The 13,919-nt window shown below is 45.5% G+C and carries 4 protein-coding genes; all 4 read right to left on the bottom strand.

All coding sequences use genetic code 11. The features are described from left to right. Window positions 1–100 precede the first annotated feature (100 nt). The 4 genes from RIE73_RS07645 to RIE73_RS07630 all read right to left on the bottom strand — a co-directional run bounded on the left by RIE73_RS07645 (window position 101) and on the right by RIE73_RS07630 (window position 13,792). Window positions 101–283: a hypothetical protein gene (locus tag RIE73_RS07645; protein WP_446400625.1), complete on the bottom strand. Its 183-nt coding sequence runs from the start codon at window positions 281–283 to the stop codon at window positions 101–103. Window positions 284–640: 357 nt separating this feature from the next. Beyond that, on the bottom strand, window positions 641–4,456 hold the full coding sequence (locus tag RIE73_RS07640) for a PAS domain-containing protein (RefSeq protein ID WP_446400624.1): 3,816 nt from the start codon (window positions 4,454–4,456) through the stop codon (window positions 641–643). A 429-nt stretch (window positions 4,457–4,885) separates the two neighbouring features. Beyond that, on the bottom strand, window positions 4,886–5,257 hold the full coding sequence (locus tag RIE73_RS07635) for a hypothetical protein (RefSeq protein ID WP_446400623.1): 372 nt from the start codon (window positions 5,255–5,257) through the stop codon (window positions 4,886–4,888). 411 nt (window positions 5,258–5,668) lie between these two features. Then, window positions 5,669–13,792 carry a PAS domain S-box protein gene (locus RIE73_RS07630; protein ID WP_446400622.1) on the bottom strand — a complete coding sequence of 2,708 codons (8,124 nt, stop codon included), beginning with the start codon at window positions 13,790–13,792 and terminating at the stop codon, window positions 5,669–5,671. Between the last annotated feature and the right edge of the window lie 127 nt (window positions 13,793–13,919).

Below are 13,919 nucleotides of genomic sequence, written 5' to 3'. Positions count from 1 at the left end.
GTCAGACGTGCGCCCTTTGTCAGACGTGCGCCCTTTGTCAGACGTGCGCCCTTTGTCAGACGTGCGCCCTTTGTCACAGGTTATCAGTAAAACCCGTCATTCATCCCCGAATCACCACAATGGCGCGATTTCCGGGAGTTTTTGCCCATTCTGTGGTTGTGCGATCGCTAATCGGGGGAAGTCCTTGGCGCTGGTCGAAAATCACCAGCCAGCCTGTCTCTAAATCCAACCCCGCCAAATAGTAGGGTGGGTTAGGCGGTGCTTCATTGAGTAAACAAACCATCTAATCCTATATCCGCCGTAACCCACCAGGTTATCCTTCAAAAACAGCGCCATTGAGTAAAGGGCGACCCGATTCAATTAAGTGGACGCCGTTGTGAATTGATGTAAGCGGGTCGCCCCTACACATCATCCTGACGCCCTTGATCAAAGGTTATAGCGCTTAATTCTGTAATAAAGTACAGTCGATCAAAGTCCCCCTTTTTAAGGGGGATTTAGGGGGATCGACAATGTACCGCATAGCCGAGAAAACTGCTGTATCGGTAAAATCCGCCCTGACCGAGTTTTGATCGCGTGGGTAGTTGACATTTTGTTAATTATATTTATTCGGGGTAGGTTGGGGAGGCGATCGCGCTTGATATCATGTCCTGGATTCACTTAAATTAACGGGAATTTCGATAATAAATTCTGTGCCTTTACCTAACTCAGACACACAGCTAATTTTACCCTGATGTTTTTCCACGATAATCTGGTGACTTATGGCTAACCCTAAACCCGTGCCACTCCCGACAGGTTTGGTGGTAAAAAAAGGATCAAAGATATGCTGACGCACGTTCTCACTCATGCCAATTCCGTTATCGCGAATCCGAATAATTATGGATTGGGGTAAGTTTTTATCGTTGAGTGTTGACCCAAGGCTAGGCTCATCTGGAACCTGGTTTGTAGGGTCGGGTTTTTGAATTTTCGTTTCGCTATTGATGATAACGTTTGTGCCAAACCTGCCCTGACTAACTGTTGAGTTAACCTCCTCATCTCTCCTAGTTTCAGACGCGCCATGGCACGTCTCTACACGCTCCTGTGTACCTCCAGATTCTCTATTATTAGAGACTTCGGTGGTGATGGTAATCAATCGAGATTTGGCTTGACAGTCTAAGGCTTCAATCGCATTATCAAAGATATTGATAAAGACTTGATTTAACTGACTGGCATAACAGGCAACTTTGGGAAGTTGGCTATAGTGTTTAATCACTTGAATTTCTGGGCGATTGCCTTCAGCCCGGAGGCGGTGCTGTAACACAAATAGGGTGTTATCAATGCCTTCATGAATATCAACGGGTTTTAATTCTGCTTCATCTAATTTGGAAAAGGTTTTGAGCGATCGCACAATTTTCTCGATGCGTTGAACCCCGATTTCCATGGAGTTAATCAGCTTAGACCAATCCTCGACCAGAAACTCTAAATCAATGTCCTCACTCAGTTGCTGAATCTCGATGGTGGGTTGAGGATAGGTTTGCTGGTAGAGTTGCACCAGTTGTAATAAGTCTTGGAAATAGTTACGGGCATAGGTAATATTGCCATAGATAAAATTGGCGGGATTATTGATTTCATGGGCGACACCGCCAACCATGCGCCCTAAACTGGACATTTTCTCGGTTTGGATCAGTTGGGCTTGGGTACGTTTTAATTCTTTCAGGGTATCTTGTAGCGCCTTGGCTTTTTTCCGTTCGCGGGTTTCTGATGCTTGTAGTGCCAGTTCCATTTGTTTGCGATCGCTAATATCTCGGTGAGTACCTGTCATCCGCCCAGGTAAACCGTTTTCATCATCAGCAACAACTTTCCCGTAATTGGAAATCCATTTATAGTCCCCAGATTTCGCTCGGAGTCGATAGTCTAATTTATAGGGAATGGCGTGATTGTGTAAATGCGCCTGCAACAGTTCCATCACCCCCGGTTTATCATCGGCATGGATCAGGTTTTCCCAAGTGCTGACATGTCCGGGGAGTTCATCACACTCATAACCCAGCATATCGAACCAGTGATGGGAGAAATACACCTCTCCAGTGTTGATGTTCCAATCCCATAACCCATCTCCAGAGGCGTCTAATGCGAGTTGTAAGCGTTCTTCACTTTGGCGTAAGGCGGCTTGCGATCGCATCCGTTCGATGGCAATTTTGGCAAGGTAGAGAATTTGGTCAATTAAGTCTTGATCTAGGTTAGTTGCGGTTTGCGGTTGGTCATAATACCCGGCAAATGTGCCTAAAATGCTGCCATTACTGGATAAAATGGGGACAGACCAACAGGCTCTCAACTCATGAGCTAAGGCTAAGTCTTTATAATTTGCCCATAAGGGATCAGTGGCAATATCGGTGACAATAACGGTTTCTTGGCGATACGCCGCCGTACCACAGGAACCGACACCCTCACCAATTTCCACACCATCGACCGCTTGATTATAAGCATCAGGTAAACTTGGTGCTGCACCTAAGCGCAGTTTCCCCTGTTCATCGACTAAGAGAAAGGAACAGCGCATTTGTCCAGATCGTTCCTCAACAAATTGGGCTAAGGCTGCTAAAATATCCGGGAGGGGCGCATCGCAGGCAATCTGTTTCAGGAGATCATTTTGCTGTTCTAGTACCATTTGGGCTTGCTTGCGTTCTGTTATATCCAGAACCGTTCCCATTAGTTTAATCACCTGATTTTGGGCATTCAGCACAGGTTTACCGCGACCTTCCAGATAGCGAATTTCACCATCGGGACGAATAATTCGATATTCAATGGTATAGGATTTAGGAGTTTTGATCGCGTTTTTTACCTGTTGGGCAAATAAAGGACGATCATCGGGATGAATCCACGTCAGATGTTGTTTATAGGTGAGGGGGTTTGGGTTGGGTTCAAGCCCATAAATCCGGAAGAGTTCCGTTGACCAAATAATCTCCCCCGTCAGCCGATTAGACTCCCAACTACCAACAGATGCAATTTTCTGGGCTTCGGTGAGTCTAGCTTCAGACAGGCGCAGGTTTTCTGCTGCGGTTTTGCGATCGCTAATATCAATTGCAGCCCCTAGGGTTTGTTGGGTTGTCCCCTCTGCATCCTGTTTAAACACGGTTTCTCGGCAAAATAACCAACGCCATTCCCCATTTTTGTGGCGCATCCGATACTCTAACTCAAAGACTTCCCCCACGTTGGCGTGTTTAATTCGTTGGGCATGATCCCAGAGGATGGCAAAATCATCGGGATGCATCAGTAGCGAGAGAACCTGATTCCCCATGTCTTGGATTTCTTCGGGGGTATAGCCTAAAACCTCATGGATTTCCCGGTTCGCGTAGATATTGCGCCGTTCTACCCAGTCATGAATATAGATAATATTGGGATTGGCATCATTAATTGCCTGTAACCAGCGCTGAGACTCTTGCAGGGCTTGATCCAGTTGCTGGCGTTCAATTCCCACAGCGATTTCGTGAGCAACCGAGGCGAGGGTATCCAGAGTGGTTGGGGATAAGGGATGACGGGCGAACATTGCCATCACTCCTACCAGTTCATCCTCTACGATCAGGGGATAACCCGCAAAGGATACCATTCCTTCCCGTCGCGCCCAGTCTGGATCAGTGAGTTCTGGGTCATTGAGGATATCATTGGTGAGGTGGGGTTGGCGTTGACTGGCGATGCGACCTAGTTTTGAGTCACTCAGAGGTATTTTGGCATGAGCGCCATTAATATGAGTGTATAGTCCTGCTGAGGCTTGTAACTCTAAGATATTGTCTTGGGAATTCAGCGTCCAAATTCGGGCAAAGGCGACATCCAAATGTTGGACAAAAGCCTGAGTACAGCGACATAGCATCATGGATAAATCACTTTCGGAGCTCAAGGCAAATCCGATATCTGAACGTAAGGCTAAGCGCCGCGTATGTTCGGCTAACTCCGCTTCGGCTTGTTTGCGATCGCAGATTTCTTGGTGCAACTGGGCGTTTTGGTTCTGGAGTTGCTGGGTTAATAGTTTCAGATGTAGGTGAATTTTAACCCGGGCTAATACCTCATCCAGTTGAATCGGTTTGCTAATATAGTCAACCGCCCCTAAAGATAACCCTTTGACTTTTGCCTCAGAATTCGACGTATCCACCGCCGCCGTCATAAAAATGACAGGGATATCTTTGGTTTTCTCCCAGGCTTTCAGATGACGACAGGTTTCAAACCCATCCATGTCTGGCATCATCACATCCAGTAAGATCAGATCGGGATTCAGTTTCTCTAAGAGTTTCAACCCTTGCCCACCACTTTTAGCAATCCGCACCTCAAAGCCAGCATCTCTCAAGAAATCCGAAACCAGTTTCAGATTCTCTGGCGTATCATCGATGACTAGAATTTGTGCATAGCTTTCAGAATTCTGAATCTCCCCCCAGACGTTCGTCAACTCGTTTGGGGAATCTGGATGTAACTGAGAGTTTGGATAAAGTGACATCTTCGCTTAGTTTTCCCTTGCCCAGTACTGCTATTCTATTCGCTTGGCACGGTAGGAGGTAGATAAGAGCGCTAGTTTTACTCAAAATTTAACTTAGCTAGCATCAGCGAGACGATCTTCAGTTTCCCGATTACGCTGTCTCGGTTTTTCTCTATCTTAACGCTAGACTAAATCTATCAAAAAGCTGATCGGGTAAAGAGGGTGGGTTTTGTCTGTTCAATTATCTCAGACGATCAACATTGATCCCTAAACCCGCCCCTAAATTAAATGCTACTGACTTTAGAGTTTGTAGTAAGCGATGCGAGCGCTTCTGGCACGCTTCGTGCCTACTACGAACCCAGCTTAAGTCAATGACATTCCCCCTAAGTTAGGTGGACACAATTAAAGTTAGCGGTGGAGATTAGGGAACAGGGAACGGTACAGAATGTCCTAACCTGTCTTGGTACTGCTATAATCTTTCAATTTCAGCAATGCTCTAGCCTTAGCCATTCGCACCAAATGTTCTAAATATTCATAACTTTGCCAAATTTTTTCTTCATCAGGTGTTAACCCGACAGTGCGATTTTTCTCCAACAAGGTTTGAATTTGAGTTTGCAAAGCTGGAGAGGGGCGCAGGGCAATAATTTCTTCGGGTGTTGGTAGAGTTGCTAAGAATTGCAAGACTTCAGCTATCCCAGAAAAACCAACATGAGTGATAGCTTCAAATTCTCGTAAACCCAGTTCCAGAATTTGAGGTAAGCAATTCTCCAGAGCGTTAACTCGTTGTGCTACATCGTCAGGAAGGTCAAAGGTAACTTGCATGGGAAAAATTATCTAGGATATACAGCGCTTTGCGCTGTAATAAAGTACAGTAAATCAAAGTCCCCCTTTTAGATCCCCCTTCCGTCCCCCTTTTTAGATCCCCCTCCCGTCCCCCTTTTAGATCCCCCTTCCGTCCCCCTTAAAAAGGGGGAGACCAAAGGATGCTTCGCTTTTTGTTGCACGGGGGAGACCAAAGGATGCTTCGCTTTTTGTTGCACGGGGGAGACCAAAGGATGCTTCGCTTTTTGTTCCATGGGGGATTTAGGGGGATCGAAAATGTACCGCATAGCAGAGCAAACTGCTGTATTTTACAGCGCTTTTCAAGTAAGTGAGGTACACAGACAGATCCCCGACTTCTTGGAGAAGTCGGGGATCTTGCTTAGAGAATGACAAATGACGAATAACCAATCCCTAATCCCCAAAATAATTATCCAATAACTCAATAACTTTATCATAGTCAAACTGAGCCGCTAGTTCCAACACTTCAAGGGCAAAGGGAATATAATCTGGATTAATATCTTGCAGTCGCATCGTTTCCTCCTCAACCCCAGCGACATCCCCCATACTCGCCGCTTCATAGAGAACTCTTAACTCCTCCTGAGTCGGAATTACGCGATCGCCTGATTCCACATAAGAGTTAGAGGGTTCAGCTTTATCCTGATAAATCCATGACATATCTAAATATACCTGAATTTTCTGAAGTAAGTCGGCTGTAGCAATTGGTTTAGTCAGAAAATCAGTACAGCCAGCATCCAAACTCTCCACTCGGTTATTGGCAAAGGCATTAGCAGAAACCGCAATAATTGGTGTTGTGTTAAACTCAGGGATTTGACGTAATGCTTGGGTCATCTGATGTCCATCCATGACAGGCATGACAATATCAACTAAAATCAAATCCGGTTGCCATTCCCTGGCTTTGTCTAATCCCTCTTGTCCATTGGTGGCTTCTTGAATGTCAAAGCCAATGGGTTCTAAAATACTTCGGAGAACCGCACAATTTTCCCAGCGATCATCTACAATCAGGATTTTGCGTTGAGTCCCAGCATAGCCCACAATCGTCTCTGTCGGTTTTGCTGGAATAAATTTGGCTGACGTGGAAACATCAGGTAACTCCACCTCAAACCAGAATTTACTCCCCACGCCGGGATGACTTTCAACCTGAATTTGACTCCCCATCAGGGTGATGAGTTTCTGAGTAATTGCTAATCCTAATCCGGTTCCTTCATGGTGACGAGAACTATCCTTTACTTGCTCAAAGGGTAAGAAGATTGTCTCTAAGTCTTTGGCACTTATGCCAATTCCGGTATCTTCAACCTGGAAGCGGATTTGGTCATTTTTACTTTGTTCTTGGTTAATTATACTGACGGTAAAGGTGACAGTTCCTGTATCGGTGAATTTAACCGCATTGGAAAGTAGATTAATTAAAATTTGACGCAGGCGCTTTTCATCGCCATAAATCATTTGGGGGACTGGTGTAGGAGGATTGTAGATAAAACGAATATCCTTTTGAATGGCTTTGAGGCGAAAGATTTCACAGAGTCCGACGATAAAGGAGGGGAAATGAAACTCTTCGGGATAGAGTTCTAGTTTTCCCGCTTCTACTTTCGATAAGTCTAAAATATCGTTGATCAGGGTGAGTAAGTGTTCACCGCACTGGTGAATAATTTCAATCCCGTCTTTTTGTTTTTGGGTTAAATTAGGATTGGGTTTAAGAATTTGAGCATAGCCTAAAATCCCATTCAGGGGCGTGCGGAGTTCATGACTCATTGAGGCTAAGAAGGCACTTTTGGCACGATTGGCGGCTTCGGCGGCATCTTTGGCTGCGGCTAATTCGATCTCAGTTTTCTTGAGTTCCGTAATATCAATTTCAATCCCATCCCAAACGGTGCGTCCATCGGCTAAACGACGGGGAGCGGAACGTAGATAAGACCATTGAATATCACCGCTAGGTGTTCGGTTTCGTATCTGCATTTCAAACACTGAAAGATTACGTCGCGATTCTTCAGTTAATTGATCTCGTCGCCGACAATCTTCTTCAACTGTTAGATCAAATAACACATTGGCATCCTGGAGAATTACCTCAGGTTTAATTCCGAGTAAGCGTTCAATCCCGGCGGTGATGTAGGAGAAGTAAACCTTACCATTAGGTTCTTGAACGAGTTGATAAATTACACCATTGGGCAGATTATCGGCTAGAGTTCGCAATCGGTATTCCCGCTCTTGTAACGCTAATTCTGCCTGTTTGCGTTCGGTGATATTTTTACCAATCCCGACTGTAGAACCATCGGGTAAGCGAATATTTGCCCAAGTGATTTCCAGAACTTCACCCGTGCGGGTTTGAATCTGAAAGTCTTGCCAAGTCCCATCGGCTTTGAGGATAAACTCTAACACTGAGGCGCGATAATCGGGGTCAGGATAAACTTCTGCCATAATATCAATGCTTCGCAGTTCTTCCAGTGACCATCCCAATGTCTGCTCAAAGGCTGGGTTAATAAATTGCACCTCAACTCTCTCGTTATAGAAGCACAACAAGATTGGGATAGAATCAAAAATTGTCTGGAGAATTTCTTTTTGCTGACTCAATGCCAGTTCAGCCTGTTTGCGATCGCTAATGTCTCGGAGAATGGCGGTACAGATAATTTCGCCATTGATATCCAGCTTAGAAATTGAGGCTTCCATGGGAAACTCCGTTCCATCCCGGCGGCGACCAAAAATTTCATTGCGTTCTCCCATTTGTCGGGCTTTACCCGCAGATTCGGCAAAGTTAGTAATATGTTGGCGGTGAATTGTAGCAGCGCGAGGGGGTAAGAGTAAATCCAAAGGTTCACCTAATACTTGATCGGCTTTGTAACCAAACATTTGTTCTGCACCCTGATTAAATAGGATAATCCGTTGTTCACTATCTACGGAAATAATCGCATCTTTAGCAATTTCTAGAATCCCGGAAAATCGCGCTTGAGAGGCAGCTAAAGCCAGTTCAGCCTGTTTGCGATCGCTAATATTTCGGGTGAGGGCAATCACTTCAGTTTGATTCAGGAGAACCATTCGCGCCTCGAAGTATTGTTTCCCCTGATTAAGGGGTAGGAAATACTCAACACTAACCAGGGATTCAGTTGTCAAAACCTGATCAATCGCGTCATAGAGTTTTGCTCCCGCTGTAGTTGGTAATACCTCTTGAATCTTCTGATTCAGAAATGAGTCGGGTGAGGTATATAACTCCTGATAGTTTTTGGTGCGAAAATCCAGAATCGTGCCATCCGCTGCCAGCCGAAACAGCATATCGGGAAACGCATCAAAAATGGCTTGCATTTCTTGGTTGGTTTGCCGCAATTGGGTTTCCGCCTGTTTCAATTCCGTGAGATTGCGACAATTGACGACAACGCCAGAAATCTGCTGATTAGCATCTATATAAGGGATATAGGTGACGCTGATAAATTCTCGTTTTCCTCCTGGATAATCAAACCACTCTTCATAGCTTACAGTTTCACCTGCCAGACAGCGATCTAAATTGGGTTTAATCACCTGTTCAAACACCTCATCTCCCAGCAAGTCACTCACCGAATGACCAATAATTTCGTTATAGTCTTTTTGATTCCAATCCAGATAGGCTTGATTGACAATCTGATAAGTGTAATTGCGATCCACCAAGGAAATAGCATCGATTGTTGATGACACAATCCGTTCATACCGTCGCAAGGCATCTTCGGCTTCTTTGAGTTCAGTAATATCTTGAGACGTTCCCAAAATCCTAATCACCCGATTATTTTCATCCCGCTCAAACACCACTTCCCGTGACAGTAACCAGCGCCATGAGCCATCTTTATGGCGAAATCGACTCTCAGTGGTTAAAATATCGCTATCTAATGCCGTTTGCCAAAAGTTCAGGTTGCGCTCAATTAACGGTAAGTCATCAGGATGCAAGGTATCCAGGAAAAACTGTATTCCTCGTCCAACAATTTCTGCGGGAGTGTAACCCAAGATATCTATAGACTGTCGATTAATATACAGATCGGTTGCCGCTGTTGGGTCAAACAGGTAAAGCAGTTGCGGCGAAGTATTAATGATTTTCTCAATAAACCGTTGATTTTCCTTAAGTTGGAGTTCAATCTGTTTGCGATCGCTAATATTAAAGCTGGTGTCAATGAGTCGATAGATGCGGGAGTTACTGTCTTTTAGGGGGGTTAAATTACTAATCCACCAAGAGTCTTTTTCGTTAATCTGGAGTGAATGTTCATAGGTGATTTTTTCTCCCGCCGCCAGACAGCGACGATACCGTTGACACACCGCCTCAGCAACGTCTGGCGCTAATACCTCTTGTGGCGTTTTCCCTTGGATTTCTGAGTTACGCAGACCAGACATCCGTTCATGGGTGGGATTAATACTAACATAGCGAAATTCACCATTGTCCAGAACATCAACGATAAAGACAGCCGCTTCAATGCCTTCGTAAATACTGCGTAAAAACGCTTCACTTTCTCTTAAGGATTCCTCCGCTTGCTTCCATTTTGTGATATCCTGAGCGACAACCATCCCAGCAATAATTTCTCCCGCTTCATTTCGCACCGCCCGAGTCTGTACCAGATGAATATTATTTCGATAGGGTATTTCCAGGATTTTTTCTATCCCCGCTAAAGCGTCACGATACAGGGGTTCAACTACCGCACATTCTTGCTCAGGTAACGCCTCCCAAATCGTTTTTCCTTCTAAGACATCCCGACTATATCCTGAGCCGGAGCGACCTAATCCTTGACCATCCGCCACTAAATACCGAAGATCCTGATCAAACAAGAAAATTGCCCCATTGGGGAAATGTTTTGCCATGGTACGATACAGTTGCTCACTGTAGCGTAAGGCTTCTTCCGCTTGTTTTCGTTCAGTAATATCAGTAATCATCCCTAAGACGCCCGTCGCTTGTCCCGACGTATCACAAATCGGAGTTGTAGCGATTAACGTCCACAAATTAGAACCATCACGGCGGCGGAACTTAAATTCGTGCTGTTCATGAATTCCCTGACGGCGACGCTCTAAATTCCGGTTAGCCATCGCTTTCCCTGCTTCATCCATAAAAGCAAACATAGGCATTCCCAGCATCTGCTCCACCGAATACCCCAGCATTTGCGCCATTTTCGGGTTAACAAATATCGTATTTCCGTCCAGGTCGATACTCCAAATTCCCTCATCGGCGGTTTCGACAATGCGACGGTATTCTTCCTCTTGCTCTCGTAAGGCTTCCTCAGCTTGTTTCCGTTCCGTGATATCAATTAAATACCCGACACATTCCACAGGCGTCCCCATTTCATCCCGAATCAAACGCAGTTCCGTGGCGAACCAGTGATACGTGCCATCGCCATGTTGGAAACGATATTCGTAGGTACAATATCCCTGAGCAAACAGTTGCAGTATAACCTCGTTCATCACCGTCATATCCTCTGGGTGAACCCGCACCCACCAAAACGAGGCATTGTGGATAAAGTTCTCAGCCTCATAGCCAAGAATTGTACTGGCATTTTCACTCATAAACGTGGCGGAGTAATCGCCTTCGATTTGAGAACTAAAAATAACCGCTGGACTCGCGGTGAGCAGATATTGTAGGCGTTCTTTGGTGGATTGGAGTTCTAACTCAGCTTGTTTGCGTTCGGTAATATCTTCCGCCAAGCCGACAAACCGCAAGGGTTCTCCCGCTTCATCTCGCACCACCGAAATATCAGCAGTAATCCAGCGTTGTTCACCATTGGGTCGAATAATCCGATACTCCCGCTTCACTGAATGTCCCTGAAACTGTTGGTTCAGGGAATCGAGAACCAAGGGATGATCCTCCGGATGTATCGCTTCTAGCCAGGATTGGGGGTCTTGATATAGACTCTCACAGGAACGTCCCCACATCGTTTCATAGGCGGGACTGACGTAAAGAAACTGACCGGAACTAGCGGAGCGGACAAAGAAGACCTGACTCACGGTGCTGGCAATTTCTTGGAAGCGGTTCTCACTCCTGATTAAGGCTTGTTCAAACTGCTTGCGATCGGTGATATCCTGGGTGACAACCATCCCGGCGATGATGTTACCCGCATCATTTCGGACTGCTGTACTCTGACATAAATAGGTGAACCCTCGGAGGCTAATCTCTTGAGTCTGCTCAATTCCGGCTAACGCGGCATGATAAAGTGGCTCAACCAAGGCACAGTTTTCTGGCGGTAAAACCTCCCAGAGGGTTTTCCCACGCAAGGCTTCCCCGCGATGTCCAGCTTGAGCCAACGCCTGACCATCCGCCACCAGATAGCGTAGGTTAGGGTCAAACAGGAACATGGCTCCATTGGGGAAGTTCCTCGCCATGGCGCGGTACAGGTATTCACTGGTACGGAGAGCGTCTTCAACCTGTTTGCGATCGCTAATATCCCGTGCTACCCAAATTACTGCCTGATCAGACAAAGGCGCAATAGAGATAGTCAACCATGTCTCATGGTTATCGAGGTTTAAATTGTAGTCAAAATAAAGGGTGTGCTGGGTATCCAGTACCTGTTGCACTTGGCTGAACCAAAGTTCCTCCGGGTCTTGAAAAAACTGCTCGACAATGAGATTCAGCAGGTGAGAGTCTTCTGGGGATAAGTAAGTTCGCTTAGTCGGGGAAACTTCGATAGCTTTCTGCCGATCAATAATTAGGATAATATCGTTAATCGCCTCAAAAATCGTCCGAATTCGTTGCTCAGAACTATACAGCTTACCTTCGAGTAACTGACGTTCCACTATTTCTCGCTTTAATCGTTCATTCGCTTCCCTTAATTCAGCCGTTCGTTGAGCAACGTTGGTTTCTAGAGTCCGATGGTAATTCCGTTGGAGTGCCTCGGCTCGCTTGCGTTCGGTGATATCAAAAAAGGCGACAATCGCGCCGATAATTGTCCCCGTTGGCTCAAATAAAGGTGTTGCATAAGCTTCTACGGGAATAATCCGACTCCGTTGATGAATGACCATATCATCCACCATCATTTGTTCCCGATTAAGAGCGCGAACGACAGGCAGATTTTCCTCCGGATACAACTGCTGGGTGTCGCTCTGATAAATCTGATAGGTTACTGCCAAATTATTGATTTGGGCATCGGGTAATGTCTCAATTTCCAGTAACTCTTTTGACTTTTGATTAGCATAGGTCAATTGTCCAGTTACATCATGAACCGATATGCCCACGGGTATGGCTGCCAGAATTTGAGTCAATCGGCTTTCACTTTGGGTTAAGGCATGATTGGCAGATTGCAATTGAGTAAAATACTGGTGTAATTGCGCTGCCATTGTGTTAAAGGAATTTGCCAGTTGACCGACTTCATCCTTACGGTTAATCGGCAGGGATTGCTGCCATTCTCCCCGTGCGATCGCGTCAGCGGCTCTATTTAACGTCAGAATCGGTTTTGTTACCCAGCGAGCTGTAATGATTCCCAGTACAATAGATAGGATTAATGCCGCTACAGACAAAGCAATTGTGGTGCGCGTATTGGCATGAATTTGCTGCATAAAATCAGCATCAGAGAGAACCACAACAATCAGCCAATTGAGTCCATACTCATCCTGAAACGGGGTAACTTGAACAAAGTGACGTTCACCATTTTGTTTGAAATTAAGCGATTGGGATTGATTTAGGTTGGATAAATTACCTAATTCTGATAATAATTCTTGTGTCGTGGTTTGAATGAGTGGATCACTAATTTGAGTCGCGCTAATCCGTTGAGCAGTTTGGGAGGTATCTTGACCGTAAACGGCTAAAGTATCAACGGAATCGGCAACCAATAAGCCATTTCTTTCTAGAATAAAGACTCTGCCATATTCTCCCACATCCAACGTTTGCAGAAACTCACTAACGGCGGAAAGGGATAAATCGGTGGATAAAACCCCTTGGAGAGTCCCGGTTTGATCATAGAACGGATAACTCGCCGCAATGCCTAAACCCAAATCAGCGGGAACATAGAGATAAATCGGACTCCAGGTTGGTTTACCCGCCGCCACAGCCGTTTGGTAAAAAGGGCGTTCTCTGGTGTCATAATTGGTTCGATTGACTAATAATTCCTGCTGATTTCCCTGAGGATCAACACTGTAAACTTTTAAAATTCCTTGGGTAAAATTCTCGGTAAAGGCAACGGACAACCCGCGTTCATCATTCCCTGTTGAAACCAGTCCCCCCTGAGGGTTACTGAAATAAATACGATTCAGGGAATCAAACACTTGAATTTGCTGCAAAAAGTGGCGTTTTAAGCTACTCTGGTCTGTGAGATCCAGTTGACCCAGGCGGATGGCATCAGCATTTGTGGCATTAACCTGAAGCGGGGTTCGCAGGTAAGCCGTTAGACGTTCAAAGACGCGATCGCTAATTTCTGCTTCTAACTGAGTCGCCAAGTCACTCACGGCTTCCTCACCATGGCGATAGGAGAGATATCCCACTAATCCTACGGTTCCGACAATTTGCAGAACAAAGGGAACAATAATAACGGTTCTCAGAGGCAGGTTTCCGGCAACATTAGCCAGGAATGATTTTAGGGATTGAATATTGGTCATTGGTCATTGGTCATTGGTCATTGGTCATTGGTCATTGGTCATTGGTCATTGGTCATTGGTCATTGGTCATTGGTCATTGGTCATTGGTCATTGGTCATTGGTCATTGGTCATTGGTCATTGGTCATT

Origin of the sequence: Coleofasciculus sp. C1-SOL-03 (assembly GCF_040220555.1) — a bacterium.
GTDB lineage: Bacteria > Cyanobacteriota > Cyanobacteriia > Cyanobacteriales > Coleofasciculaceae > Coleofasciculus.
The sequence above is the reverse complement of the archived record's forward strand: the minus strand, read 5'-3'. Positions and strand labels throughout refer to the sequence as shown.

Bases quoted from the DNA above. Each gene is read 5' to 3' on its own strand.
- RIE73_RS07645 (WP_446400625.1), bottom strand. From the start codon at position 283: ATGGTTTGTTTACTCAATGAAGCACCGCCTAACCCACCCTACTATTTG.
- RIE73_RS07640 (WP_446400624.1), bottom strand. From the start codon at position 4,456: ATGTCACTTTATCCAAACTCTCAGTTACATCCAGATTCCCCAAACGAG.
- RIE73_RS07635 (WP_446400623.1), bottom strand. From the start codon at position 5,257: ATGCAAGTTACCTTTGACCTTCCTGACGATGTAGCACAACGAGTTAAC.
- RIE73_RS07630 (WP_446400622.1), bottom strand. From the start codon at position 13,792: ATGACCAATATTCAATCCCTAAAATCATTCCTGGCTAATGTTGCCGGA.